Below are 25,621 nucleotides of genomic sequence, written 5' to 3'. Positions count from 1 at the left end.
CGGGAGGAGAACGCCTGTACGTTCGTCCTGTTGGACATCTCCACCACGAGCGAGGACCCGTCATGCAGGCCATCACCGTTCGAGACCGCGCCGCCGGTCTGGCCGGGCTTTCCCTGACGGAGGAGCCGTACCCGCACGCCGCCGAGAACGACGTCGTCGTCCGGGTGCATGCCGCGGGGTTCACCCCCGGAGAGCTCGACTGGCCGGGAACGTGGTCCGATCGCGCCGGCCGCGACCGGACGCCCAGTGTGCCGGGGCACGAGGTGTCGGGTGTCGTCGCCGAGCTGGGATACGGGACGACCGGCCTGACCGTCGGCCAGCGGGTGTTCGGGCTGACCGACTGGGCCCGCAACGGCTCGCTGGCCGAGTACGTGGCGGTTGAGGCCCGCAACCTCGCCCCGCTGCCGGCCGGCGTCGGCCACACCGTGGCCGCCGCACTGCCGATCTCGGGACTGACCGCGTGGCAGGGCCTGTTCGACCACGGCCGCCTGGCCGCCGGCCAGACCGTCCTGATCCACGGCAGCGCGGGCGGTGTCGGTTCTGTCGCGGTGCAGCTCGCACGCGAGGCGGGCGCCCGAGTGATCGGCACCGGCAGGGCCGGCGACAGGGACACGGCACTCGGCCTCGGCGTGGACGCCTTCTTGGACCTGCAGGCCGACCGTCTCGAAGATGCCGGTCAGGTCGACGTGGTTCTCGACGTGATCGGCGGTGACATCCTGGACCGCTCGGCCGCGCTGGTGCGCGACGGCGGCACGCTGGTCACCATCGTCTCGCCACCCACGGTCCGCCCCCGTGACGGGCGGGCGATCTTCTTCGTCGTCGAGCCCGATCGTGCCCGGCTGGCGGACCTGGCACGGCGGGTCCGGGACGGACGGCTCCGCCCGATCGTCGGGGCCGTGCGGACGCTCGCCGAGGCGCCCTCCGCGTTCGCGCCGGCCCAGCGCACTCCCGGCAAGACCATCATCCGGGTCACGGAGGGCGAATAGCCGGCGGGCCGGTGCATACGCACCGCCAAGGCAGGGTTATCGGCTGGGCGCGACGGCGCCGGTTTGATCAGCGCGACCCCCGCATCGGGTACCACCGCCGGCATGCGGCCAAGGTCGGACCTCGGGACCTGACGTCCAGCTGAAAAGCTGGCCCCATGTTTCCGGAGACTCCCGCCGCCGTGGCGGCGCTGTCGGTGGCCACCCGTTTCTGCTCGCCCGCGCTGTTCAACCACTGCGTCCGCTCCTACCTGTGGGGAGCCGTGTACGGCACGGCGCACGGGATCGCCTTCGATGACGAGCTCTTCTACGTCTCGGCGCTGCTCCACGACATCGGGCTGACGGAGGCCTTCGACAGCCACCGGCTGCCGTTCGAGGAGGCGGGAGGGCAGCTGGCCTGGGTCTGCGGCGTGGCGGCCGGCTGGCCGGCGGGGCGGGCCGCCAGGGTCACCGAGATCATCATGCTGCACATGCGCGAAGACGTGTCCCCGGCCGGCGACCCCGAGTCCCACCTGCTGCAGGTCGCCAGCAGCTGGGAGGTGGTCGGACGGCACCCGGAGGAGTTCTCGCCGGACGCCAGGGCGGAGATCCTCGCCCGCTATCCTCGGCTGGGATTCGGCGCGGAGTTCCTGGCGTGCTTCGAGGACCAGGCGAGGCGCAAGCCGGACAGCGCGGCCGCCGCATCGGTCAGGAACGACGTCGCCGGGCGGATCGCCGCCAACCCTCTCGAAGGCCGCCCAACCGCCTGACCTCCAAGGCCGTCAGCGCCCCTGCGGCCGATCCGCGTCAGCGGGGGAGTTACGGTGCCGGTTATGCCCGTCGATGCCCTATTCGATGACGCTGACGTCGAGCGGGCAACTGGTGGTGGGCTTCAACGGGGAGCTCGCGGTGCTGGCCCGCTGTTGACCATCTGGACCACGTGAGCCGGGTGCGGTCCGCGCCGATCGCAACCCCCGGCCCCGCCTGATCAGCCAGATCGCCGAGATCCTGCGGGCGGACGGGCTCATCGCCTACCCCACCGACTCCTGCTACGCCCTGGGATGCCGACCCGGCAACAAGGAGGGCCTCGACCGGATCAGGGAGATCCGCGGCCTCGGCAGCGACCACCACTTCACCCTGGTATGCCGGGACTTCGCCCAGCTCGGACAGTTCGTACACCTGAGCAACGCGCTGTTCCGCCAGGTCAAGGCGGCGACTCCCGGCGGTTACACGTTCATCCTGCCCGCCACCAAAGAGGTCCCCCGGCGGCTGCTGCACCCCCGGAAGAAGACGGTCGGCGTCCGCATCCCTGATCACCTCGTCACCCAGGCACTGCTGGCCGAACTCGGCGAACCACTGGTGTCCAGCACCCTGCTGCTGCCCGACGAGACCGAACCCGCGACGCAGGGCTGGGAGATCAAGGAACGGCTCGACCACGTGCTGGACGCGGTCATCGACTCCGGCGAACCCCGCGTCAGCGACGACGGAGGAAGTGCTCGGAACTCCCCGTTGCGGGACCGATGAGTTTCGGCGCCGCGCGTGGTCAGAATGGGCGACATTCGTTCACTCCGAGGGAGACCGCGATGAGCAACGACCCCGCACTGCAGGCCCTGGCCCGGCTCGTCGGCACGTGGAAGATCACCGGCGGTCATGAGGGAACCGTCACCTACCGCTGGCTGAACGACCACTTCCTCCAGCAGGACGTCCGGCTCGGTGACACCTTCGGCATCGAGATCATCGGCCGGGAGCGCAAGCTGATGGCCGAACCCGGCGCCGACATCACCTCCCGCTACTACGGCGATGACGGCAGCACCCTGGACTACACCTACGAGCTCCTCGGTGACACCCTCACCATCTGGGCCGGCGAGCGCGGCTCACCCGCCTACTACCAGGGCACTTTCAGCGCCGATGACACCACCCTCAACGGCGCCTGGGTCTACCCGGGCGGAGGCGGCTACATCTCCAACGCCGAACGCGTCTCCTAGGCGCAGGCTCGGTGACCCGCGTCAACCCCATGATCCGCGGCTGAGCAGGTAGCGCCGGGGTGTGGTGCCGACCGTGCGGCGGAAGGCGGCCAGGAACGCGCTCGCCGTCGCGTACCCCACGCTGTGTGCCACCCGTGAAACCGGCTGGCCCTCTGCCAGCAGCGGCAGGGCGGCGCGCAGCCGTACCTGTGTGCGCCAGTGGTCGAAGCTCATGCCCGTGTCGCGTACGAACAGCCGGGTCAAGGTTCGCCTGCTCACGCCCGCCGCGCGGGCGTGAGCCTCCAGGCTGCGCGGGTCGGCGGGGTCGGCCAGCAGGGCGGCCGCCACCACCTGGACCCGCTCGTCGGTGGGCTGCGGCACGTCGATGGGCCGGGTGGGCAGCGGGCGCAGCAGGTCGGGCAGCACGGCCTCGGCGCGCAGCCGCGCGTCGTCGGCGAGGCCGGGGCGGGCCAGGTAGCCGATCAGCTCGGCGAGCAGGCCGTCCACGCCGACCGCGGTGGGCTCGGGCCAGTCCAGGGGGCAGCGCTCCGGCGCCAGGTACAGGCTGCACAGTACGGCGTCGCGGGTCGCGCCGGTCGCGTGGATGACACCGGCGGGCAGCCACAGTGCCCGGGTGGGCGGCAGGACCCAGTACACCTCGCCCACTTCGACGCCCAGGACGCCGCGCCGGGTCCAGGCGAGCTGGTGGTGGGTGTGGCTGTGCGGCGGGATCCACTCCCCGGAGGTCAGCGGGAAGTGGCCGACGATGATCGCGCCCATGTCCTCCATGCGACACAGTCTGGCCTCGTCGCGAATTGTGGCCAAACGCGGCGGACCATAGCGTCGTCGGGTGCCGATGATTGTGTTGTGTCTTGTCCAGTTCATGCTGGTGCTCGATGACACCGTCGTGAACGTGGCCCTGCCCAGCATCCGCGATGAGCTGGGCTTCAGCGCGTCCGGGCTGCCCTGGGTCGCCAACGCCTACTTCCTGGCCTTCGGCGGTCTGCTGCTGCTCTGCGGCCGGATGGCGGATCTGCTGGGCCGTCGCCGCGTCTTCCTGGTCGGGGTGGCGCTGTTCGGGGCGGCCAGTCTGGCCTGCGGGCTGGCGCGGGAGCCGTGGCAGCTCGTGATCGGGCGGTTCGTGCAGGGCGCCGGTTCCGCGATGGCCGGGCCTGCGGCGATGTCGATGATCACGTTGCTGTATCCGGGGCCGGAGGAGCGGGCCAGGGCGCTGGGCATCTGGGGCGGCATCGCGGCCCTGGGCGGGACCTCGGGCCTGGTGCTGTCCGGGGCGCTGACCGACCTGGTGTCCTGGCGCTGGATCTTCCTGATCAACCTGCCCGTCGTCGCCGTGGCCCTGGCGTCGCTGCCCCGCCTGGTCCCCGAGTCCCGCGCGCCCGGCCGGCGCCGCCTCGACGTTCCCGGCGCGGTCCTGGTCACCGGTGCCGCGGTGTCGCTGGTGTACGGGCTGCTGCGCTCCGGCGAGACCGGCTGGAGCGATCCGCTCGTCATCGGAGCCGTCGTGCTCTCCGCCGTCTTGGCGGTGGGGTTCCTGGTGGCCGAGTCGCGGGCGGCGGCGCCGCTGGTGCCCGGATCGTTCCTGGCCTCGCGGACGCGGGCGGTCGCCAACGGCGCGACTTTGCTGTTCTCGATGGCGATGTACGCGATGTCGTTCCTGCTGATGATCCAGGTGCAGACCGCTCTGGGCTACAGCCCGCTCCTGGCCGGCATCGCCTACCTGCCCTACGGTGCCGGCATCCTGGCGGGCATGTGGCTGTCCTCCCGTGTCTCGCTCAGGATCGGGACGCGCTGGGCGCTCCTGCTGGCGTTCCTGGTCAACATCGCCGGCTTGCTGCTGCTGTCCGGCGTGGCGGCGGGTGACTCCTACGCCGCCCACGTCCTGCCCGGCATGCTCATCCTGAGTGTGGGCAACGGGCTGAGCCTGCCCGTCATGGCGGTGGCCGCGGTCGACGGCACCACCGAGGAGGACGTCGGTCTCGGCTCGGCCCTGTTCACCTCCGTCCAGCAGATCGGCGGCGCCGTCGGGGTGGCCGCGCTGGCCGTCATGGGCTACTCGGGCGGGCTCACGGCGGGCGCGCTCTGCGTGGCGCTCGGCGCCGTACTCGTCGTCGTGCTGCTGCCCTCGCGCGCCGGCGGGCCGCGGCAGACCGCTGGATCCGGAGCCGACCGCCCGGCATCACCAGGCTGCTGAACTTCGATGACTGGCTCATTTCGGAGATCGCCCAAGAGATCGCCGACGATCAAGTAGGCTCACCCGGCAATCGGGGGTTGATCAGTCCAATTCGTCGTGCCTGCTGGAGGACGATCGTGAACGGGGACGAGAACATGAGCCCGGAGGTGCGGCGGCTCGGACCGCCCGGCCTGGCCAGAGAGCCGGACGTGCGGGCCGCGCTGACCACGCTGGCCGCAGCTCCGGCCGGGCTGGTGATCACCGGGGGAGCGGGGATGGGCAAGAGCGCCCTGGCCCGCCAGGTGCTCGGGCGGCTTCAGGCCGATGGCTGGGGAGTGGCCGCCGTGGTGGGCAGGTGGTCGCCGCAAACGCTGTTCCGAGGTGTCACAGAGGCCTTCTTAGGCTGGGGCGAGGAGCTCTCCCAGGAACAGACGCGCATGATGGGAGCCCTCGGCCTGGCTCCGTCGGACGACGCCATGTTCGACACGACCTGCCGGCTGCTGAAGAGCTTCCCCCTTGTCCTGCTCTTCGACGACCTGAGCCAGAACCTCGACGGCGCGGGCTACCTGGATCCCGGCTTCGGCGAGGCGTTCGACCGGCTGTGCCAGGCCGCCGATCGCGGCCGGGTGCTGGTGACCAGCCGGACCTCACTACCGCCGTCGACCACGGACGACCGGCTCGGTGTCCTACGGCTCGACCCGTTGGACCTCACCGCGGGAACCGAGCTGGCAGCCGGGCTGCCGTTCCTGTCCACGGCGGATCCGGCCACCCGGGAGCGAGTGGTCCGCGCGACCGCGGCGCATCCACGGTCCCTGCAACTGGCCGACGCCTGGCTGGCGGCGAACCCCCAGGGTGTGGGGGAACGGCTCGCGGCCGTGGCATCGGGGGCCGTACCGCTCGACCTCATCATGGCCGAGCTGACAGGGGAACAGCGGGAGACCCTGCTCCAGGCCGCGATCTCCACCGTCCCCGTCACCGCGTACGACCTGGCCGTCGCCTGCGACACCCGCGAGCCCGACCGGAGGGAGCGCCCGAAGCCCAAGCGGGCGGCGCTCAAAAGCGTGCAGGACACCGCGGCCCGGCTCGCCGAGCTCGGACTGCTCAACGGGTGGGAGGGGTGGGACGGGGACACCGTCTACTTCGCCGACCGCTGGCTCGCGGAGATGCTCGCGCCGCACCAAGGCCCGGCGATCGCCGACCGTCACGAGCGCGCCATGAACATGCACTACACCCGGACGCACGGCGACGGCACGTTCGACGACTACGTCGCGGTCTGCCGGCACCTGTTGGCGGTCCAGGGGATGGGTGACCTGACGCACTTCGTCCTCGCCGTCGTCGAGAGCCTGGAGACGGACTCCGAGTACGCGGGGATGGCGCTCCTGGGAGAGATCGCGCCGTACGTGCCGGCAGGCAACGGCCACCACCGTCCCATCCGCGACCACCTGGTCGCCATGTTGATCCGGCACGACTTCCCGCGCGCCGCGCGAGAGGTGGCCGAACGATCGCTGTCCGCCGTCAAGGAGTGGGCCGCCACCCACCCGCAGCGTGACGAGGCCAGGTTCTGTCTCGGAGCCGCGTACGACACCTGCGGCCAGGCCCGCTTCGCCGACGGCCGGCCGGCGGCGGCCGAGGCCGTGCTCACGGCCGCCGTGGACATCTACCACGAGCTCGCGGCCGAGCACCCGACCTTCATCGAAGCGGACCAGCGGCTCGCCGGCTCGTTGCAGCACCTCGGCGAGGTGTACCGCGCGCTCGACCTGCCGGAGCACGCGGACCAGGAATACGAGACCTGGGCCGAGTGCTCGTGGATCCGTACCCGGCTCTTCCAGGCGAACCCGAGCTCGGAAACCGCCCTGGAAGCCGGCCTGGCCTTCCAGCGCCTCGCCGACCTGGCCAAGCGCGGCGGCGATCGGGACAACGCGCTGAAACTGCTGAGCACTCGCCTCTCGATGGTGGAGGCGATGGCGGAGATGTATCCGTACGACGAGGAACTTGCCGCGGAACTCGCCATCGCGAGGGAGGAAGTCGCCGTCCTCGACGCGCCCGTCGCCCGCACCCCCGACGGTCCTGAGCGGGTGGGGCGTCTCGACGGGGAGGCCGGCGGGGCGACGGCAGGGGGACCGGCGGAGGTCATCGGGATCCTGAGACAGGGGCCGTACGCCTTCAATCAGTGGCGCGCCGGCAACGCGGAGGAAGAACTCGATCTTTCCGGCGCCGATCTACGCGGATTGGACCTCGACCAGATGCTCTTCGCCGGTGCCAACCTCGCCGGCGCGGATCTGTCGCGAGCGTCCGCACGCGGCGCCATCTTCTCCGGTGCCGACCTGACCGGCGCCAACCTGGCCGGCGTGGACCTCACCAGGGCGGGGTTCGGCTACAGCGAGTTGGTCGACGCGAACATCGCCTTCACTCGGCTGGGCAGTGCGATGATCCAGCCGGCGACCTTGACCGGCGCTGTCTTCGCCGGTGCGATCCTCGACCACACGTCGTTCCGTGAGTGTGACCTGACGGGCGTCGACCTGCGCGGATGCGACCTGAGCACGCTAGATCTCAAACGCTCCGGCCTGGACGGCGCGATCACCGACACGCCGTAGCCATCCCCGCCTCGACTCGACCGGCGGCATCCCACTCATCGGGGCGACCCTCCTCGTGACACCGGCGACCGGGTCGCCAGCAGGCGGGCGGTTACGATCAGCGCTGCTCATCGGTCGCGGGCAGGCACCGGGTCGGGCGGGCGTCGGCGACGTCGGTCAAGACCTGCTGCCTCCAGACCCGTCCCTATGCCGAACACGGCGTCGCCTGACAACTGCAGGTTGACAACGAGCGTCCCAAACCAACATCCTTTCACTATTCAGTTAGTGAAAGGATGTTTTGGTTGATCGAGTTCAACCTGGACCGCAGCTCGGGCGTCTCGACGTACCTGCAGCTCGTTCACCAGGTCAAACAGGCGCTCCGGCTCGGCACACTGCGGCCCGGTGACCAGTTGCCGACCGCCCGCGAGGTGGTCGAGAGCCTGGCCATCAACCCCAACACCGTGCTCAAGGCATACCGGGAGCTGGAGCGCGAAGGGCTGGTCGAGGGGCGGCCAGGAATGGGGACGTTCGTTCGGCGCGGCATCGCGGGCCCGACGCTCGCCGAGCACACGCGGCTGCGGCGCGATCTGGAGGCGTGGGTGCGCGACGCCCGCGCGGCAGAGCTCGATCAGGAGGACCTGCGGGCGCTGTTCAGCGTGGTCCTGGCCGACGCCGTGAAGAAGGGCGTGGCATGAGGCCCGCGCTGGAGGCGACCGGGCTGGGGGTCCGCTATCGCCGTACATGGGCGTTGCGCGACTGCTCGCTGTCCGTGCCCGCGGGACGCGTGGCGGCGCTCGTCGGGCCCAACGGCGCGGGCAAGACCACGCTCATGCACGCGGCCGTGGGCCTGCTGCGGCCCGCGCTGGGAAGCGTCCGCGTGGCCGGCGAGGCGGCGTTCGTGGCACAGGACAAGCCGCTGTACGAAAGCTTCACCGTCGCTGAGATGCTCGCCTTCGGCCGCCGCATGAACACCCGCTGGGACGCCGCAGCAGCTGCCCACCGGCTCGCCGGGCTGGGCATCCCGCTGAAGCAGAAGGTGGGCAGGCTGTCGGGCGGGCAGCAGGCACAGGTGGCGGTCACGCTGGCGCTGGCCAGCCGGCCCGACCTGCTCGTGCTGGACGAGCCGCTGGCCAACCTCGACCCCCTCGCCCGCCACGACGTGATGCGCTCGATCATGGCGGAGCTGGCCGAACGGGAGCTGACCGTGCTGCTGTCCTCGCACGTCGTCGCCGACCTGGAGGAGACGTGCGACTGGCTGGTCGTCCTGAACACGGGTCGGCTGCAGATCAGCGGTGACATCGAGGAGCTGCTCGACGGGCATCTCGTGCTCACCGGGCCGGACGAGGCGTCGGCGGCGGGGACGCAGGTGGTGTGGGCGAGTCGTGCCGGCAGGCAGGTCAGCATGCTGATCAGGGGCGCGCCCCCGCTCGATCCGCGCTGGCAGGCGCGGCGCCCCAGGTTGGAGGAGCTCGTCATGGGCTACCTGCGCAGCCCCGAGTCAGCGGCGCTGCCGGGACTGACGGGGGTGGGCGCGTGATCTGGGTGACGTGGCGCCAGCACCGGGCGCAGATCCTCGTGACAGTGGGCTTCCTGGCGCTGCTGGGGGTGCTGCTGCTGGGTTCGGCGGTGGAGGCGAGCCGGTACGTGGCCGAGCACGCCCCGCCCGGCTGCCCCGGGCCCGCCGTTGCGTGCGGAGACCTCGCGGTGGCGCTCGGGCAGCGCTACGACGCGATCTACTCCGTGTTCGGCTGGATGCCGCTGGTGGCGCCGGCGCTGATCGGGGCGTTCTGGGGCGCGCCGCTGCTCGGCCGCGAGTACGAGCGCGGCACCTACCGCCTGGCCTGGACCCAGTCCGTGCCCGTGTGGCGGTGGCTGGCGGTCAAGCTGTCGGTCCTGGGCGCGGGGGTCGTGGCCGGAGGGCTGCTGCTGTCGCTCATGGTGAGCCTGTGGCGGCCGGTGTTCAGGGCGGGGATCGACTCCACGTTCGGCAATATCGGCGTGTTCAACATGGTCGGGGTGGAGCCGGCGGCGTGGTGGCTGTACGCATTCGCGCTGGGCACTCTGGCCGGCACCCTGTTCCGGCGTACGATGCCCGCGATGGCGCTGGTCGTGGCCGGTGTGGCGGTGACGATGTTCGCGTTGTTCCAGCTGAGCGACTACTACGCCGAGCCGGCGCGTACCGAGTTGTCCGGCGCTGTGCTGCTGGACGATCCCGACGCCCGGCTGGTGAGCGCCGCCTGGGTGGAGCCGTCCGGGAGGGAGGTCGCCGAGCCGGCCCATAGCGGCTGTCCACGGCGAGTGGACGCGGGGCAGAGCGACAAGAACACCAGGGCGTGGCAGGCGTGCCTGTTCGGCAAGGGCTACCGGTACGCGGTGTACTACCACCCGCCGTCCCGGTTCTGGCGCTTCCAGTGGACCGAGGCCACAATCCTGACGTTCGCGTCGGCGGCCCTCGGCGGCCTGGCCGTCCGCCGCACCCTCCGCCGCTCCGGTTGACAGGCCAGTTCTGTTCAGCGCCGGGGAGCGGGCGGGATCGGTGATCGCGGTCGTGGCACCGCGACGGGTTGCGGGACGATGCTGCCCGCTCGCGGCAATCGGCCGAGCGCAGCGACCGTCCGTACCGCAGGGCCGCTGTTCCTGGCCGATGGATGTGCGCCTGCCTCCGGCCCGCGCACATCCGCGACCGCCGACATCGACCCGACCACCGGACGCGGACGGCTGTCCCACCCGCGTGCCGAGTACCTGTTCAAAGAATGCTTCGGCCAAGCTTGACCCGCGTCGGCAGGGATGGAAGCTGCACCAGTTCCGCCACAGGATCTGGCCCGGGCCTGCCGCACCGCGCCCGAACTGCAGGCCAAGAGCCGCCACCAGCGCCTGGCCGGGCTTCGGCCGTACGTCCGTCTCGGTGCGGAGATTTCCGCCCGCGTCACCGCCGAAGCCGACCTCATCCAACGCCGCCGTCTCCGCTGCACTCATCTACGGTGTGAGCTGGCTCGGCAGTGCGTCAGCAGTGGTGATGATCGCAGGCAGGGCGTAGCGTTCCCGCAAGATCTGCATGGCCTTCCAATGGGCCTTGGGCGGCATGCTCCCAGCGGTGATCGCGGTGGTCACGTCGTGAAGGCGGACGATCCGCCTGTGGGACGCAACGCCCGCGGCCAGGCCTGGCTGCGGTGCTTACCCGCTGGTCGCCTGCCGCATTGGCGCGGGCACACGGGTCGTGCGGTGGCGCGGGACGCGGGGGGCACGGGCGGCGCGGGGGCACGGGCGGCGCGGGGGGTGGGGTGCGGGCGGCGAGGGGGTGTGGGCGGCGCTCGGCGGTACGTGGTCAGCGGTAGGCGGTCAGGCCGTCCGTCAGTTGGTCGGCGTCGCCGTCCCGGTGGGCGTCCAGGGCCTGCTGGAGGGCGAACGTGCCGCGGATGGCGGCGATGCGGGCCGCCGTCTCGTCGTCGGCCCAGCCGCCCAGCGCGAGCACCCGGTTCAGGAACGCGTCGCCGTGGCCGGCCCCGATGGCGGCGAGGTCCTCGGCGGGGTCGCCGATGGTGGCCTCGTCCCAGTCGATCACGCCGCTGAGCCGGGGCCGCCCGCCGTCGATCTCCCACAGCACGTTCTCGGCGCCGAGGTCGCCGTGCGCCACCGCCGTGGTGACGTGGGGGAGACCCGCGGCTGCGGCGAGCTCCCGCTCGGCCCGCCGGCGTCCGGCGTCCGATATGAGCCCGAACAACTCGGCGCGGACATCCGCCTCGAACCGCCGCCACCGATCCTCCGGCGTCCACGGCAGCGCCGCCCGCGCCCGCTCGTCGGCCCCCGCCCGGGCCAGCGCGCCCAGCAGTTCGGCGTACTGCTCCGCCGCCGCTTCGGCCACCGCCGGGTCGTCGAGCGCGCCGTTCTCCAGCGGTGCGCCGGGGACGCGGCTCAGCACCAGGTACGGCGTTTCGCCCGCGCCCTCGGACAGCGGGCGGGGGATGCGGAAGCCGAGATCGAGCCCGGCGAGCACGCGCAGTATGGCCGTCCGCTGGGGCAGCCGGGCGGCCGCCGCCTCGGTGCGGGGCAGGCACACGACCCGGTCCGAGCCCATCACGACCCGGTGGAACTGTCCCTCGCGGACGGGGAGAGGTCCCGATTCGGCGTTCTGGGCCAACCAGCTCAGTGGATCATTCACCGTCCCAGCATGGCGGCATCGTCCCCGGAACGCAGAACCGACTGGGGGAGGGCGTTGCGACGGGTGTGTCGGATGCGGCCCCTCCCGGCGGGCGTGCCGGACGCGCCCGTCCCGGCGGGGTGCGCCGCAACGGCTCCTTCCAGCGGGTGGTGCCCGCAACGGTCTGTAGCAGGGGTGGGTGCAACGTCGGTGGGCGTCCAGGCGCGCTCGTCCCGGCGGTGATGCCGCAACGGCGGTCGGGGCCTGATCGGCGGCAGGGGTCTGGAGGGTGGCGGGGGTTGAAGGGTGGCGGGGGTTGAAGGGCGGCGGGGGTTGAAGGGCGGCGGGAACGCTGGACGGCAGCCGGGGCCTTGGAGGGTGGCGGGGGCTGAATGTGCTCGTCCCGGTGCCTGTGTGGTGGGCGCCGGGACGAGCGCGTGATTTGGGGCTTGATCAGTGGTCGTGGTGGAAGCCGTGGTCGGGCCAGGTGCCGACCCAGTTGCCGTTGCCGCTGGTGGGCCAGTTGCGGTGCTTCCAGTGTGGGTCCCACGACCAGTCCCAGCCGGCGCCGCCGTCCTTGCAGGCCTTGATCTCGCGGGTCCCGGCGAACACGCCGTGGTCCGTGACGTGGTGATAGGTAATGTCGTCGTCCACCCCGAGGCCGCAGTGCTTCAGGTTGTGGTGCTTCGAGTCCGTGTCGGCCATGGCGGGCGTGACGCTGCCGTACAGTGCGGTCGCGGCGAGCAGCGCGCCGCCGACGGCGATGAGGCTGTTCCTCATGATCTCCCCCTGTAATCACGAAGTGACATCGGAGATCACTATACGTAGCGATCTTGGAGGGCGGGTGCAGCGCCACACCCCGTTTTCGATCAAGGGGCCGCCGTTGATCAGTAACTCGAACGTGCGGGGAATCGGCCCCTTTGTCCTGGTACGTTGTACGTGATCTACATTGTAAAGGCGCCGGGTCGGGTTCAGGAAGATCGCACGGCCGCCAGGTACGCGTGGATCGCGTCGCGGTTGCGGGAGAGGCACTCGATGCGCTGCTGGATGCGATCGGCCTCGGCCTCCAGGAGGTCGGCCAGCTCCGGGGTGAGGCACTGCGGATGCAGGTGGATCTCGTCGGGCTTGTTCAGGAACGGCAGGACGCGGCGGATGATCTCCGTGGTGAGGCCGGAGTCGAGCAGGCCGCGGATCTGCTGAACCCGGTAGACGGCCGACTCCGGATAATGGCGGTAGCCGTTGTCGGCGCGCTCCGGGTGGAGGAGGTCCTGCTCCTCGTAGTAGCGGAGCATGCGGGTCGGCACGCCCGTCAGTCGCGACAGTTCACCGATTCTCACGGCAGGACCTCCCGGCTTGCCTTCACATTGATGTGAACGTTTCAGCATATTCGGCATGTCTGGTGCGACGATCGCCGACGCCGTACGCGTCGGGAGGATGCCGTGGTCGGGGCTGCTGGCGCTGTTCTCGGCGGCGTTCACGGCGGTGATGACGGAGCTGCTTCCGGCGGGGCTGCTGCCGCAGCTCGGCGCGGCGCTGGGGGTGCCGGAGGGGCGGGCCGGGTTCCTGGTGACGGCGTACGCGGTGGCCTCGACCCTGTCGGCGATCCCGCTGACGGCGTTGCTGCGCGGGCTGCCGCGGCGGCCCGTGCTGGTGGGGACGCTGGTGGGGTTCGCCCTGTTCAACACGGTGACCGCGCTCTCGTCGTCCTATGCGGTGACCTTCGGTGCGCGGGTGCTGGCCGGGGTCATGGGTGGGATCCTGTGGGCGATGCTGGTCGGGTACGCGGCGCGGATGGTGCCGGTCGAGCGGCGGGGGCGGGCCATCGCGATCGTCTCGGCGGGGATCACCGTCGCGCTGTGCGCGGGGATCCCGGCGGGTGCGGCGCTGGCCTCGGCGTTCGGGTGGCGGACCGCTTTCCTGGGCCTGGCGGTCGTGGCGGTCGCGCTGGTGGGGTGGGTGCTGTGGAAGGTGCCGGACTTTCCCGGTGAGGCGGCCACGGTACGGGTCCCGTTGCGGCGGGTGGCGGTGCTGCCCGGCGTCCGGGTGATCCTGGGGGTGACGGTGCTGGTGCTGGTCGGGCATCAGGTGATGTACACGTACCTGGCGCCGTTCGTGGACTTCGCCGGGTTGGGGCGGACGAGTGTCGTGCTGCTCGTGTTCGGGGTCGGGACGGTGGCGGGGATCTGGGTGACCGGGGTGGTGATCGACCGGTTCCCGCGGGTGACGCTCGTGGTGGTGCTGGCCGTGGTGGCGGGGGCCATGGCGGTGCTGGCCGTCTCCGGAGGTCAGGGCTGGGGGCCGCCGGCCGTCTCAGGAGGTCCCGGCTGGGCGTCGCCGGGCGTCTCCGGAGGGCAGAGCTGGGCGCCGCTGGGCGCGGTCGCGCTGTGGGGGGCGGCCTTCGGCGGTGTGCCGACGTTGCTGCAGTCGGCGCTGGTGGACGCCTCCGGGGCGGGGAACGCGGACGCGGCCACGTCCATGCAGACGACCGTGTACAACGCGGGGATCGCCGCGGGGTCGCTGGCCGGCGGGCTGGTGCTGGAGGGGGCAGGGCCGGGCGCGCTGCCGTGGACGTCGTTGCCGCTGGTGGCGGTGGCCCTGGCGGTCGTGGTCGCGGCGCGCCGTCACGCGTTCCCCGCCCGCCGGGCCTAAAGCCTCCCGCCGTCACGCGTTTCCCGCAGGCCGGGCCTAAAGGCTCCCGCCGGGTCTAGAGGGTCCCCGCCGGCTCTAGAGGCCGTGCCTGGCCAGGGGCTCGACGAGTTCGCGCTCCTCGTACGACAGGTGGGACAGCAGGCTGTCGGTGAGCAGGTCCACGGTTTCGCGCAGGTGACCGAGGCCGTCCGGGTCGCCGACGAACGAGACGAGGGCGCGGTCGACGCGTTCGATGATCTTGTGGATGGCGTGATGCTCTTCCTGGAGGCGGTCGAGCACGGGGGTAAGGACGGGCTCCGCGCGGCGGAGGTGGGGGAAGACCATGGCGTCCTCGGCGGTGTGGTGCATGGTGACGAGGCGGCAGTAGGACTCGCAGTAGGCGCCGAGAGTCCAGTTGTTCTGGCGCATGGTCATGGTGTTGATGTGCGAGCGGGCGGTGCCGGCGTCGATCACTCCGGAGGCTACCTGGTCGATGAGGTCGCGGAGCTGGGCGAGTTCGGCGCGCAGGTGGTCGTGCACGTCGATGAGGTGCCGGCCGTTGGCCTGCTCCGCGGGGGTGTAGTGCCTGGTGGGGTCGGGGGCGGGGCCGGTGGGGCGGGTGGTCTCGTCCCAGACGCGTACGTCGGTGAGCCGTACACCGTTGTCGGGGGTCGGGGTGGCGGCCAGGTTGGAGGCGGCCGGGGTCGTGGCCAGGTCGGAGGCGTTGTCGGGGGTCCGGGTGGCGGCCAGGTCGGGGGCCGGGCTTGCGGTGTTCGGCGGGGTGGGCTGGGGGCGTTCCGCGGCGACGAGTTCGCGTACGGCCGGGGCGGTCTCCTGGGCGAAGCGCTGGAGCCGGCCGGGGTCGTCGATCGCGAGGATGAAGACGCTGACGCCGTACGTGAGGGCGATCTCGGCGAGCTGGGCGGCGGGCAGCTCCTCGCCCAGGTTGAGCAGGCGGCGGATGTCGCGGGGCGAGCGCCCCGCCTCGGCGGCGGCCTCGTCGATGACCGCGTTGCCCTCGCCGAGCTCGCCGATGCTCCGGAGGCGGGGGAGGGAGGGGAGCCAGCCGTCCGCGAGGCGGCCGGTCACGCGGAGCATGCGCGGCTTGTACGCGCCGAGCCAGATGCCGATGTCGTGGGCCGGGCGCGGGCCTCGCGGGGCGGTGACCTGGTAATGCTCGCCGTGGTGGTCGATGGTGCCGGGGGCGTCGGTGTCCCAGGCGGCGCGGATGATCGGGATGGCCTCCTCGAGCGCGTCCACGGCCTGGCCGGGGGTCAGGCGCGGGGCGCCCATGGAGGCGATGGCGTCCCAGTATCCCCCGGTGCCCAGGGCGAGCTCGAAGCGGCCGTGGCTGAGGATGTCGAGGCTGGCGGCGGCCTGCGCGAGCATGGCGGGCGGCCGGAGCGGCAGCGGATGCACGTTGCCGGCCAGCCGGATGCGCTCGGTGGCGGCGGCGACGTAGCCGAGCAGGGTCCAGGTGTCGAGGAAGGTGGGCTGGTACGGGTGGTCCGAGAAGGTGACGAGATCGAGTCCTGCGCGCTCGGCGAGCTGGGAGAGGGCGACGACGGTGTCGGCCTGGTGGGCGGAGGGCACGACGCTGACGCTGAAGAGCAGCTCGTGGTCGTAGTCGGGCATGGGGGCTCCTTGGATGTGCTGCCGTTCGCCGCCAGAGGTAAGTTGGTTGGTAGTGCGAACAGTTGGTAATAGGAACTAAATTAGTTCGTAATGTGAACCATTGTCAACTAGACTCGATGTCGTGGTCGCGACGTTCACTACCGCCCTCGTACGTCTGGGGCACCTGGTGCAGCAGGTGTTCGGGGACGTCGGCAGGGAGCAGGACCTTACGCCGCAGCAGGCGCAGCTGCTGTGCCTGCTCGTCGGCGGGCCGGTGGGGATGACGGAGCTGACGCGCACGCTGCACCTGGAGAAGTCGAGCCTGACGGGGCTCGTCGACCGGGCGGAGAAGCGCGGGCTCGTGGCCCGCACGCGTGATTCCCGGGACCGGCGGGCCTGGCTCGTCGAGTTGACCCCCGAAGGGGAGCGCGTCGGGGCGCTGGCGCACGACGGGGTCGAGGCGCGGCTGGAGGCGTTGGCGGGGGAGTTGCCGATGGAGCACAGGGAGCTCCTGGCGTCCGCCATCGACGGGATCCTCGCCGAGTACGCCTCCACGGCCGGCCGCACCACCCGCCCCCAGCCCGACCGCACCTCGGCTGCCTCGGCCTGACCCCGCCTTCGGGTTCGGCCCGAGCCGGTCCGGGCTGGCAGGAACCGGCGGGCGCCGGTGGCGGTGGTGCCGGTCGGCGCAGGGGAAGCGGCGACCAGCGGAACGCAGCGGGACGGGCTGGAAGTGGGGGGCCGGGCTGGGGGTCACGGGTCGGGGTTACTCGCCGGGGGCACGGGGCGATCTGCCAGGGCGTGGCGGGGTCAGGGAGTGAAGGCGGTCGCCAGGAATGCCGTCAGGGCCTCGGTCACCTCGGTGGGGCGTTCGAGCGGCGCCAGATGGCCCGTCTCGGGGAGGTCGAGGCGGCGGGCGGCCGGGATGCCGGCCGAGAGCAGGTCGGACATCTGCTGGATGCCGGGCACGTCCGACAGGCCGTTGATCACCAGGGTGGGGGCGCTGATCTCGGGCAGTCGCGTCGCGGCGGGCGGGGTCAGGTGGCGTTCCGTGGATCGGGGGCCGCTCCAGGAGCGCTCGAACACGAGGCCGCACATCTCCACCGCCGACTCCCACACCTCGTCGGAGAGCGCGTCGCGGCCCCGGTCGGGCCCGGCGGTCTGCCAGAGGGTGTGGGCCTCCGCCATCGCGCGTACGTCGGCGGGATCCACATGGTCGGCGGTGCCGTCGCGGTAGCGGGCCAGGCGGTCGGCGGGCACCGAGCCGTGGACGCGCTCGCGCGCCTGGTCCAGCATCTCCTGCGGCCATGGGTGACCGGCCAGGCCCGAGCCGATCAGGGCGAGCGCGGCCACCCGGGCGGGGGCGGCCAGGGCGACCTCGGTCGCGTACGCGCCGCCCATCGAGCTGCCGGCCAGCGCCGCCCGCTCGACCCCCAGCGCGTCCATGACGGCGAGCAGATCCTCGTGGTGGCACACCTCGCCCGCGGCGTCGCCGGACCGGCCGCAGCCGCGCCGGTCGTAGCGGATCACGCGGTAGCGCTCGGAGAGGGCGCGGAACTGGTGCTCCCAGAGGCGCATGTCGGTCGTCCCGCCGTGCACGAGCACGACGGTGCCCAGAGGGGTCGCGGGGCCGGCCTCCTCGTACGCGATCTTGATGTCGCCGATGATCAGCATGCTCGGCACGCTACCGCCGCGCGGGGCCGCAGGATCGGCCCGTTCGCCAGGGGCGCAGCCCCGGCCGGCCGTACGAGTTCGGAGCACCGGCGAATCGCGAGCATCATTGACGCAGGCAAGCCACGTACGGACCACAGGTGAACCCATCCATGCTTCCAGAAGAACTCAGAACCGCCCTGGACAAGGCGCTGTCCGGCTACTCGCCGCAGGAGCTGTCCGACTCCGTGGCGCGGCTCACCGAGCGCTACCGTACGAACGCCGCCACCGGCGGAGGCACCCACATCAGGGGCCGGGCCGACGTGGCGGCCTACGCCGCGTACCGGATGCCCGCCACCTACGCCGCCGCGGCCACGGCCATGCGCCAGGCGGCCGCCATGACCCCGGGCTTCCGGCCCGGCAGCCACCTCGACGTCGGCGGCGGCACGGGGGCGGCGATCTGGGCGGCGGGCGAGACCTGGCCGTCCATCGAGCGGGTCACGGTCATCGAGCACGACCCGCAGATCATCGACCTGGGTAAACGCCTCGCCCGTACGTCCGGGGCCCTGCGCGGGGCCACCTGGCGGCAGGCTTCGGTGCGTCCCGGCCTCGACCGGCCCGTGGCCGACCTGGTGACCATGTCGTACGCCCTGGGCGAGCTCCCCCAGGGCCGGCGCAGGGAGATCGTCCGCTGGCTGGCCGCGGAGGCGGCCATGGTGATCGTCATCGAGCCCGGCACCCCGGCGGGCTACGCCACCGTCGCCGAGGCCAGGGAGGTCCTGGTCGCCCAGGGGCTGAGCGTCGCCGCCCCCTGCCCCCACGACGGCCCCTGCCCGATCGAGCGGGGACGCGACTGGTGCCACTTCTCCGTCAGGCTCCCCAGGACGTCCCTGCACCGCCGGATCAAGGCGGGCACGCTCAGCTTCGAGGACGAGAAGTTCTCCTACGTGGCCGCCGCGGCGCTCCCGGGGGAGCGGGCCGGCGCCCGGATCCTGCGCCACCCGGTCAAGCGCAAGGGCGTGGTGTCCCTGCGGCTGTGCGCCGGGGAGGAGGGGATCCGCGACGTGATCGTGTCCAAGCGGCAGGGCGACCTCTACCGCGCGGCCAGGGACGCCGACTGGGGCGACGGCTGGGGCGACGACGGCTTGCGGCTCGGTCACGGAAATGGGGAAGGGGGCGGTTCCGGTTCGGCGGGTGGGTCATCCTTGGAGGATGTGGACGACTGATCTTCTTCACTCCCTCTATGCCCGGCGGCTGCGCCGTCAGGCCACGGCGGGCCCGCTGCCCCGCCACGTCGGCTTGATCATGGACGGCAACCGGCGCTGGGCCAGGCAGCAGGGCCTGGCCAGCCCGAGCATCGGCCACAAGTACGGCGCCGAGCACATCGAGCACGTGCTGTCGTGGTGCGAGGGGCTGGGCATCGAGCACGTGACGGTGTTCCTGTGCTCGACGGAGAACCTTCAGCGCCGCGGCGACGAGGAGGTCGCCTACCTGTTGCGGGTGATCGAGCAGATGGTCGCCGAGCGGCTGGACCGGCCGGACGCGCGCTGGCGCGTCCACGTGGCGGGCCTGCTCGACATGTTGCCCGACACCACGGCCCGCGCGCTCAAGAGCGCCGTCGAGGCCACCCGCACGTGTGCCACCGGTTTCCACCTCACGCTCGCCATCGGCTACGGCGGCCGCCAGGAGGTGATCGACGCCCTGCGCGAGCTGCTGTACGAGCGGGCCGAGGCCGGGCAGTCCATGGTGGAGCTGGCCTCGACGTTGAGCGTGGACGACATCGCGCCCCACCTCTACACGGCCGGTCAGCCCGACCCCGACCTGGTGATCCGCACCAGCGGCGAGCAGCGCCTGTCCAACTTCCTGCTCTGGCAGTCCGCCTACTCCGAGCTGTACTTCTGCGAGGCGTACTGGCCGGCCTTCCGCGAGATCGACTTCCTGCGGGCGCTGCGCAGCTTCGCCGCCCGGCAGCGACGGTTCGGGGGCTGAGATGCTGGAACTCTTCGACCGGCAGCTGCGCCAGGAGGCCCGCCCCGAGGGGCCGGACGCCAGGGTGGAGCGGGCCGGGAACGTGGTGCGGCAGGTCGCCCCCGGGCACGGCTGGAACGGCATCCTCTGGTCCGGCCTCGACGAGCGGACCGCGGACGCGGAGATCGCCGAGCAGGTGCGCTACTACGGGGAGCTGGGGCAGCCGTTCGAGTGGAAGCTGTACGGCTACGACCGGCCCGGCGACCTCGACCGGCGCCTGCTGGACGCCGGATTCACCCCGGAGCCCGCCGAGACGCTGATGATCGCCGAGATCGGGCGCCTGCCCCTCGGAGGGGAGCCGCCCGAGGGGGTGCGGCTGGTCCCGGTGACCGGCCCCGACGGCGTGGAGCTGATGGCCGACGTCCACGACAGCGCCTTCGGCGCCCCCGCCACGCACTTCAAGGAACGGCTGCTCGACCAGCTCGCCGAGGGCGAGGTCGTCGCCGTTCTCGCGATGGCCGGCGACGTGCCGGTGAGCGCGGCCCGCATGGAGCTGCACCCGGGCACCCGGTTCGCGAGCCTGTGGGGCGGCGGCACCGTGCCCGAATGGCGCGGGCGCGGCATCTACCGGGCGCTGATCGCCTACCGGGCCCGCGAGGCGGTCGCGCGCGGCTACGACCATCTGCAGGTGGACGCCTCCAGCGAGAGCCGTCCGATCCTGCTGCGGCTGGGGTTCGAGGCGATCACCACGACGACACCGTACGTCCATGAGTGAGTACTCTTGATGACCTGACCGTATCCGCCGGAGGAGGCCCGCACGTTGCCCGGAACGAACCCGCGCGAGCTCGGCCTGATGGCCGACTGCGACAGCTGCTTCGGGCTGTGCTGCGTCGCGCTGCCGTTCTCGGCCTCGGCCGACTTCGCGGTGGACAAGAAGGCCGGGGAGCCCTGCCGCAACCTGCGTGACGACTTCCGCTGCTCCATCCACGCGGGGCTCAGGGAGCGCGGCTTTCCCGGCTGCACCGTGTACGACTGCTTCGGGGCGGGCCAGAAGGTCTCGCAGGTCACCTTCCAGGGCACGAGCTGGCGGCAGGAGCCGGGCACGGCCGGGCAGATGTACGCGATCTTCCCCGTCGTGCGGCAGCTGCACGAGCTGCTGTGGTATCTGGCGGAGGCGCTGACGCTGGAGGTCGCCCGGCCCGTCCACGCCGAGCTGCGGGACGCGTTCGACGCGACGGAGCGGCTCACCCGGGAGAGCGTGGACGTGCTGCGGAAGCTGGACGTGCCGGCGCACCGGGCCGAGGTCAACGTGCTGCTGCTGCGGACGAGTGAGCTGGCCCGGGCGGGGCGCAAGGGCAAGGAGCGCAGGGGAGCGGATCTGATCGGGGCCAAGCTGGCGGGCGCCGACCTGCAGGGCGCCAACCTTCGCGGGGCGTACCTGATCGGCGCCGATCTGCGGGGAGCCGACCTGCGGGAGGCCGACCTGATCGGGGCCGACCTGCGGGGGGCCGACCTGGCGGGCGCGGACCTGTCGGGTGCGATCTTCCTCACCCAGCCCCAGCTCAACGCCGCCACCGGCGACGCCGCCACCCGCCTGCCGGCCGCGCTCACCCGCCCCGCCCACTGGCCGGCCACCCGCTACGAACGGCGGCCCCGCGGCTCCGGCTCCGCACGCGGCTCCGGCTCCGCACGAGGGACCGGCTCCGCACGAGGGACCGGCTCCGCACGAGGGACCGGGTCCGGCTCGGGGCGGGGCTCCGGCCAACGGCGCCGCGGCTGAACGTCGCGCGGCCGGACCACGCGGACCGGCCGAAGCGACCGAGCCAGGGCAGCAGCCGCAGGGTGTTCGGCTGCCACTCGCGGTCCTTCTGCGCCTCCTCCAACCCGCCCGGTCAGGTGAGCGTGGTGGTGTCCCCGAGGGACTCCAGCAGGTCGCGCAGCATGTGGGCGAGCTCGTCCCGGCGCTCCTTCGGCAGGGCCGAGAGCACCCGGTCCTCGGTCGCGACGTGGTCCGGCAGGGCCCGGTCGATGAGGGCGTACCCCTCGTCGGTGAGCGTCACGTAGACCACCCGCCCGTCGGCCTCGCTGGGCGTGCGGGTCACCAGCCCCCTGGACTCCAGGCGGTCGAGCCGCTGCGTGATCGCCCCCGACGTGACCATGGAGGCCCGCATCAGCTCGGCCGGCGTCAGCCGGTGCGGCGGGTCGCTGCGGCGCAAGGTCGCCAGCACGTCGAAGGAGGCCCGGTCGAGGCCGTGCGCGGCGAACGTACGGCCCAGCTCCGCGTCGATCAGCCGGATCAGCCGCGACAGCCGTCCGATCACCGCCATCGGCGAGACGTCCAGGTCAGGGCGCTGGGCGTCCCATTGCTTGAGTATCAGGTCGACGTGATCAGCCACCACTCCAGCCTAACGATGCCTTAGCGGTGAGGTAAATCACCTCGCCAAGTAACTTAGCGCTGAGATACTTTGTCTTAGTGCTAAGAAATCAATCGGGAACCGTTCTGCTGACCGCCCTGACCCCCGCCATCTGGGGGACCACGTACCTCGTCACGACCGAGCTGCTGCCGCCCGGCCGCCCCCTGCTGGCCGCCGTGATCCGCGCGCTGCCCGCCGGTCTCCTCCTGGTCGCCGTCACCCGCCGCCTGCCCTCGGGCGGCTGGTGGTGGCGCGCCCTGGTGCTCGGCGCGCTGAACATCGGAGTGTTCTTCGCGCTGCTGTTCGTGGGGGCGTACCGGCTGCCCGGGGGGGTGGCCGCCACCGTGGGCGCCATCCAGCCCCTGCTGGTCGCGCTGCTGTCGGCCGGGCTCCTCGGCGAACGCCTGTCCGTGCGGACGACGCTGGCCGCCGTGGCGGGCGTGGCCGGGGTGAGCCTGCTCGTGCTGCGGGCCGACGCCCGGCTGGACGCGCTCGGCGTGGCGGCGGCGCTCGGCGGCGCCGTCGTCATGGCCTTCGGCGTGGTGCTGAGCAAGCGGTGGCAGTCGCCCGCGCCGCTGCTGGCCACCACCGGCTGGCAGCTCGTGGCCGGCGGCCTGCTGCTGCTCCCGGTGGCGCTCCTCGTCGAAGGCCCGCCGCCGGCCTCCCTGACCGGTGCGAACCTCGCCGGGTACGCCTACCTCACGATCATCGGATCCGCGCTCGCCTACGTCCTGTGGTTCCGGGGCCTGCGGCTGCTGTCGGCGACCAAGGTCACGTTCCTGGGCCTGCTCAGCCCCGTGGTCGCCACCGCGCTCGGCTGGCTCGTCCTCGGCCAGGAGCTGACCGCGGCCCAGGCGCTCGGCGCGCTCGTCGTCCTGGCCGCCCTGGTCGTGGCCCAGCGCCAGCCCGCCCGCGCGCTGCCCGCGACGCCCCGCGTCCTGGCCGGAAAGGAGTCCTGACATGCGCATCACCGTCTTCGGCGCCGCCGGAGCCGTGGGCGGCAGGGTCGTGGCCGAGGCGCTGGCGCGCGGCCACGAGGTCACCGCGGTCGTCCGCGACCCCGCCCGCTTCCCCCTGCTGCCCGCCGCCGCGCACGCCCGCGCCGGCGACGCCTCGGACGTCGCGGACGTGGCCGAGTTCAGCGCCGGGCAGGACCTCGTCATCAGCGCCACCCGGCCCGCGCCCGGCCACGAGGCCGACCTCGTCACGACCGCCGAGGCGCTGCTGGCCGGGGTGGCGCGGACCGGCGTGCGGCTGCTGCTCGTCGGCGGCGCGGCCGGGCTGACCGTGCCGGGCGCCGGCGGCCTCACCGTCGTCGAGACCCCGGACTTCCCGCCCTCGTGGCGGCCCATCGCGCTGGCCTGCAACGCCCAGCTGGAGGTCTGCCGGGCCGAGCCGGGCGTCGACTGGGCCTACCTGAGCCCGCCCGCGCTGCTGGAGCCGGGGGAGCGTACCGGCCGCTACCGGCTCGGCGGCGACGAGCTGCTGGTGGACGCCGGGGGCAGGTCGGCGATCTCCATGGAGGACCTCGCCGTCGCGCTGCTCGACGAGGCCGAGCGCCCGCGGCACCGCCGCGCCAGGTTCACCGTCGCCTACTGAGCCGCACGTCCTGTCTCACAGGGTCACGGGCAGCGCCGTCAGGCGCCAGGTGCCGGGGTCGGGCATGTGCCGCACCTCGCCGGCGAGCGCCAGGCCGGGGAAACGGCGCAGCAGCGCGCCGAGCGCGATCCCGGTCTGCACGCGGGCCAGCGAGGCCCCGACGCAGAAGTGCGGCCCGTGCGCGAACCCCAGATGCGCCGACGGCTCGCGCCGCAGGTCGAACCGGTCCGGCTCGTCGAAGGCGCGCGGGTCGCGGTTCGCCGAGGCGATCGAGGCCGTGACCGGCACGCCCTTGGGGACGGGCACGCCGCCGATCTCGATGTCCTCCGCGGTGAAGCGGGGGATGGTCAGCAGCTGCGGCCCGCACCAGCGCATCAGCTCCTCCACCGCCCGCGGCATGAGGGCGGGGTCGGCCCGCAGCGCGGCGAGCTGGCCGGGGTGGGACAGCAGGGCGGCGACGGCGTTGGCGATGAGGTTCGTGGGCGTCTGGCCGGCCATGACGAGCGTCCAGACCATGGTGATCAGCTCGGTCTCGGAGAGCCGGTCGCCGTCCTCCTCCATGACGCGGGCCAGGTCGGAGATCAGGTCCTCGCCCGGCTCCGCGCGGCCTCTGGCGACCGCGGCGCCGGCGCCCTCGAGGATGCGCGGGATGGCGTCCTTGAAGCTCTCGCCGTGCCCGGCCACGATGGCGGCGCCGTACTCGCGCCACCGGGGACGGTCGGCGACGGGGATGCCGACCAGCTCGCAGATCACCTCGATCGGCAGCGGGGTCGCGAAGTGCGCCAGCAGATCCGGCTCCGCGGGCAGCTCGTCGAGCAGCCGCTCCACGATCGCCTCGATGCGCGGCCCGAACTCGGCCGCCCTGCGCGGCGTGAACGCGGGCGCGACCAGCCGGCGCAGCCGGGCGTGCTCGGCGCCGTTCATCTCCGACATGGTCCGCAGGTACGGCAGGCAGTGCTCCGGCACGTCGGGCCGCTGGTAGCTGTGCTCGTTGGTCGTCAGCCTGGGGTCGCTCAGCATGGCCCTGGCCTCCTCGTGCCGGGTCACCGCCCAGAACGGGCCGAACCCGGGCGCCACCAGCCGCGCCACGGGCGACCGCTCCCTCGCGCTCGTGTACGCGGTGAACGGGTCCGCCAGCACGGCGGGATCGCTCAGGTCGATCTCGGGCACGTCGGTCATATCCGCTCCTCAAATTCGAATGATCAGATCATCTGGATGTTCAAGGTATCTCGACTTGCGAACGCGCGGCAACGCGAGGGACGAGGCGCGGACGTAGACTTCATCAAGTACGTGCTTTACGACGGTCACGGAGTTGGCAAGTGGATCAGAAGGAGACCGCGTTCGTCGACCGGATGGGGCTCGTCATGGAGCGCATCGCCGGGGGCCGGACGATGGGCCGCCTGTACGCGTGGCTGCTGATCTGCGACCCGCCGGACCAGTCGCTCACCGATCTGGCCGCCGAGCTCGGCGTCAGCAAGACCATGGTCAGCACGGTCGCCAGGCAGCTGGAGGCCGGCGGCATGATCGAGCGCGTCCCCACGCCGAGCCGGGAGCACCGCTACCAGGTCGCTCGCGGTGGATGGGCCCAGATCATGCGCAGCCGGCTGGCCGCCCTCGACCCGATCACGGAGACGCTGGGCCTCGGGCTGTCGACCCTCGGCGACGAGCGCCCCGACCAGCGGGCACTGCTGGAGGAGACCAGGGAGTTCTTCGCCTTCCTCATACGCGACGCGGAGGAGTCGCTCCAGCGCTGGGAGGAGTATCGCAAGCGGCTGAAAGACGACGATCAGGGCTCCGGATGAACACGATCGTCGAGGAGCACGTGCCGTTCACCGCAGGACCCCGGCACGACGCCACCGCGTCCCCTGCCGGGTCGTGCGATCCGCTCAACCGAGAAATCATCCAACGATCAAGGGAGTG

Annotated in this window: 26 protein-coding genes and 1 pseudogene; 18 read left to right on the top strand and 9 right to left on the bottom strand. The window is 72.3% G+C overall.

Translation table 11 applies throughout. The features are described 5' to 3' along the window. Positions 1-62: 62 nt before the first annotated feature. The 4 genes and pseudogenes from H4W80_RS10255 (at position 63) to H4W80_RS10240 (ending at position 2,947) form a co-directional block, all read left to right on the top strand. A complete protein-coding gene (locus H4W80_RS10255) occupies positions 63-986 on the top strand; it encodes an NADP-dependent oxidoreductase (RefSeq protein WP_192784876.1) in 924 nt (307 codons plus the stop codon). Positions 987-1,141: 155 nt separating this feature from the next. Continuing rightward, positions 1,142-1,732 (top strand): HD domain-containing protein, encoded by a 591-nt coding sequence (locus tag H4W80_RS10250; RefSeq protein ID WP_192784875.1) that lies wholly within the window; start codon positions 1,142-1,144, stop codon positions 1,730-1,732. 208 nt (positions 1,733-1,940) lie between these two features. Beyond that, positions 1,941-2,486, top strand: a pseudogene (locus tag H4W80_RS10245) (L-threonylcarbamoyladenylate synthase); the annotation flags it as partial. A gap of 59 nt (positions 2,487-2,545) precedes the next feature. Beyond that, complete coding sequence (locus H4W80_RS10240) at positions 2,546-2,947, top strand: hypothetical protein (RefSeq protein ID WP_192784874.1); 402 nt, start codon at positions 2,546-2,548, stop codon at positions 2,945-2,947. A 21-nt stretch (positions 2,948-2,968) separates the two neighbouring features. Here the strand turns inward: H4W80_RS10240 and H4W80_RS10235 are convergent, their stop codons facing one another. Then, positions 2,969-3,715, bottom strand: coding sequence for a helix-turn-helix transcriptional regulator (locus H4W80_RS10235; RefSeq protein ID WP_192784873.1), 747 nt, complete (start codon positions 3,713-3,715; stop codon positions 2,969-2,971). Positions 3,716-3,782: 67 nt separating this feature from the next. Between H4W80_RS10235 and H4W80_RS10230 the strand changes: the two genes are divergently transcribed. From H4W80_RS10230 to H4W80_RS10210, 5 genes are all read left to right on the top strand, one after another. Next, positions 3,783-5,138, top strand: a complete 1,356-nt coding sequence (locus tag H4W80_RS10230) for a DHA2 family efflux MFS transporter permease subunit (protein ID WP_192793387.1) — start codon at positions 3,783-3,785, stop codon at positions 5,136-5,138. A gap of 116 nt (positions 5,139-5,254) precedes the next feature. Then, positions 5,255-7,711 carry a pentapeptide repeat-containing protein gene (locus H4W80_RS63510; RefSeq protein ID WP_192784872.1) on the top strand — a complete coding sequence of 819 codons (2,457 nt, stop codon included), beginning with the start codon at positions 5,255-5,257 and terminating at the stop codon, positions 7,709-7,711. A gap of 281 nt (positions 7,712-7,992) precedes the next feature. Further along, positions 7,993-8,385: a GntR family transcriptional regulator gene (locus tag H4W80_RS10220; protein ID WP_192784871.1), complete on the top strand. Its 393-nt coding sequence runs from the start codon at positions 7,993-7,995 to the stop codon at positions 8,383-8,385. After that, positions 8,382-9,227, top strand: coding sequence for an ABC transporter ATP-binding protein (locus H4W80_RS10215; protein WP_192784870.1), 846 nt, complete (start codon positions 8,382-8,384; stop codon positions 9,225-9,227). The genes H4W80_RS10220 and H4W80_RS10215 overlap by 4 nt, the downstream gene beginning before the upstream one ends. Further along, the gene (locus tag H4W80_RS10210; protein WP_192784869.1) at positions 9,224-10,186 is read left to right on the top strand and encodes an ABC transporter permease; all 963 of its coding nucleotides are present in this window, start codon (positions 9,224-9,226) and stop codon (positions 10,184-10,186) included. Before H4W80_RS10215 ends, H4W80_RS10210 begins: the two co-directional genes overlap by 4 nt. 480 nt (positions 10,187-10,666) lie before the next feature. Here the strand turns inward: H4W80_RS10210 and H4W80_RS62600 are convergent, their stop codons facing one another. The 4 genes from H4W80_RS62600 to H4W80_RS10195 all read right to left on the bottom strand — a co-directional run bounded on the left by H4W80_RS62600 (position 10,667) and on the right by H4W80_RS10195 (position 13,165). Beyond that, positions 10,667-10,801 (bottom strand): hypothetical protein, encoded by a 135-nt coding sequence (locus tag H4W80_RS62600; protein WP_264085974.1) that lies wholly within the window; start codon positions 10,799-10,801, stop codon positions 10,667-10,669. Between the two features lie 214 nt (positions 10,802-11,015). Continuing rightward, entirely contained in the window at positions 11,016-11,849 is an 834-nt protein-coding gene (locus H4W80_RS10205) for a phosphotransferase family protein (protein WP_318786787.1), read from the bottom strand. Between the two features lie 432 nt (positions 11,850-12,281). Then, on the bottom strand, positions 12,282-12,608 hold the full coding sequence (locus tag H4W80_RS10200) for a hypothetical protein (RefSeq protein WP_192784868.1): 327 nt from the start codon (positions 12,606-12,608) through the stop codon (positions 12,282-12,284). Between the two features lie 191 nt (positions 12,609-12,799). Then, complete coding sequence (locus H4W80_RS10195) at positions 12,800-13,165, bottom strand: MerR family transcriptional regulator (RefSeq protein WP_192784867.1); 366 nt, start codon at positions 13,163-13,165, stop codon at positions 12,800-12,802. Between the two features lie 55 nt (positions 13,166-13,220). On the opposite strand from H4W80_RS10195, the gene H4W80_RS10190 reads away from it, so the two are divergent. After that, a complete protein-coding gene (locus H4W80_RS10190) occupies positions 13,221-14,477 on the top strand; it encodes an MFS transporter (protein ID WP_192784866.1) in 1,257 nt (418 codons plus the stop codon). Positions 14,478-14,552: 75 nt separating this feature from the next. Here the strand turns inward: H4W80_RS10190 and H4W80_RS10185 are convergent, their stop codons facing one another. Further along, positions 14,553-16,091, bottom strand: a complete 1,539-nt coding sequence (locus H4W80_RS10185; RefSeq protein ID WP_192784865.1) for an LLM class flavin-dependent oxidoreductase — start codon at positions 16,089-16,091, stop codon at positions 14,553-14,555. Positions 16,092-16,212: 121 nt separating this feature from the next. Here H4W80_RS10185 and H4W80_RS10180 point away from each other — a divergent pair, with 121 nt between their 5' ends. After that, entirely contained in the window at positions 16,213-16,680 is a 468-nt protein-coding gene (locus tag H4W80_RS10180) for a MarR family winged helix-turn-helix transcriptional regulator (protein ID WP_192784864.1), read from the top strand. Between the two features lie 200 nt (positions 16,681-16,880). On the opposite strand, the gene H4W80_RS10175 is transcribed toward H4W80_RS10180, so the two are convergent. After that, on the bottom strand, positions 16,881-17,744 hold the full coding sequence (locus H4W80_RS10175) for an alpha/beta fold hydrolase (RefSeq protein WP_192784863.1): 864 nt from the start codon (positions 17,742-17,744) through the stop codon (positions 16,881-16,883). 149 nt (positions 17,745-17,893) lie between these two features. Here H4W80_RS10175 and H4W80_RS10170 point away from each other — a divergent pair, with 149 nt between their 5' ends. Genes H4W80_RS10170 through H4W80_RS10155 form a run of 4 tightly spaced genes read left to right on the top strand, consistent with a single transcriptional unit; the run spans position 17,894 to position 21,468 of the window. Next, positions 17,894-18,946 carry a small ribosomal subunit Rsm22 family protein gene (locus tag H4W80_RS10170; protein ID WP_192784862.1) on the top strand — a complete coding sequence of 351 codons (1,053 nt, stop codon included), beginning with the start codon at positions 17,894-17,896 and terminating at the stop codon, positions 18,944-18,946. Continuing rightward, positions 18,933-19,709 carry a polyprenyl diphosphate synthase gene (uppS, locus tag H4W80_RS10165; protein ID WP_192784861.1) on the top strand — a complete coding sequence of 259 codons (777 nt, stop codon included), beginning with the start codon at positions 18,933-18,935 and terminating at the stop codon, positions 19,707-19,709. The genes H4W80_RS10170 and uppS overlap by 14 nt, the downstream gene beginning before the upstream one ends. A gap of 1 nt (position 19,710) precedes the next feature. Next, a complete protein-coding gene (locus tag H4W80_RS10160; protein WP_192784860.1) occupies positions 19,711-20,463 on the top strand; it encodes a GNAT family N-acetyltransferase in 753 nt (250 codons plus the stop codon). 45 nt (positions 20,464-20,508) lie between these two features. Further along, positions 20,509-21,468, top strand: a complete 960-nt coding sequence (locus H4W80_RS10155) for a pentapeptide repeat-containing protein (RefSeq protein ID WP_475717269.1) — start codon at positions 20,509-20,511, stop codon at positions 21,466-21,468. Between the two features lie 112 nt (positions 21,469-21,580). Here the strand turns inward: H4W80_RS10155 and H4W80_RS10150 are convergent, their stop codons facing one another. Beyond that, positions 21,581-22,084 (bottom strand): MarR family winged helix-turn-helix transcriptional regulator, encoded by a 504-nt coding sequence (locus H4W80_RS10150; RefSeq protein ID WP_192784859.1) that lies wholly within the window; start codon positions 22,082-22,084, stop codon positions 21,581-21,583. 77 nt (positions 22,085-22,161) lie between these two features. Here H4W80_RS10150 and H4W80_RS10145 point away from each other — a divergent pair, with 77 nt between their 5' ends. Next, positions 22,162-23,061 (top strand): EamA family transporter, encoded by a 900-nt coding sequence (locus tag H4W80_RS10145; RefSeq protein WP_192784858.1) that lies wholly within the window; start codon positions 22,162-22,164, stop codon positions 23,059-23,061. A 1-nt stretch (position 23,062) separates the two neighbouring features. Next, a complete protein-coding gene (locus tag H4W80_RS10140) occupies positions 23,063-23,701 on the top strand; it encodes an NAD(P)-dependent oxidoreductase (RefSeq protein WP_192784857.1) in 639 nt (212 codons plus the stop codon). 15 nt (positions 23,702-23,716) lie between these two features. Here the strand turns inward: H4W80_RS10140 and H4W80_RS10135 are convergent, their stop codons facing one another. Further along, entirely contained in the window at positions 23,717-24,880 is a 1,164-nt protein-coding gene (locus tag H4W80_RS10135; protein WP_192784856.1) for a cytochrome P450 family protein, read from the bottom strand. 140 nt (positions 24,881-25,020) lie between these two features. Between H4W80_RS10135 and H4W80_RS10130 the strand changes: the two genes are divergently transcribed. Continuing rightward, the gene (locus H4W80_RS10130) at positions 25,021-25,503 is read left to right on the top strand and encodes a GbsR/MarR family transcriptional regulator (RefSeq protein WP_192784855.1); all 483 of its coding nucleotides are present in this window, start codon (positions 25,021-25,023) and stop codon (positions 25,501-25,503) included. Positions 25,504-25,621: the final 118 nt, after the last annotated feature.

This window comes from Nonomuraea angiospora, from assembly GCF_014873145.1.
Classification (GTDB): Bacteria; Actinomycetota; Actinomycetes; order Streptosporangiales; family Streptosporangiaceae; genus Nonomuraea; species Nonomuraea angiospora.
Note: the sequence above shows the minus strand (reverse complement) of the source record. Positions and strands in the feature narration are given on the sequence as shown.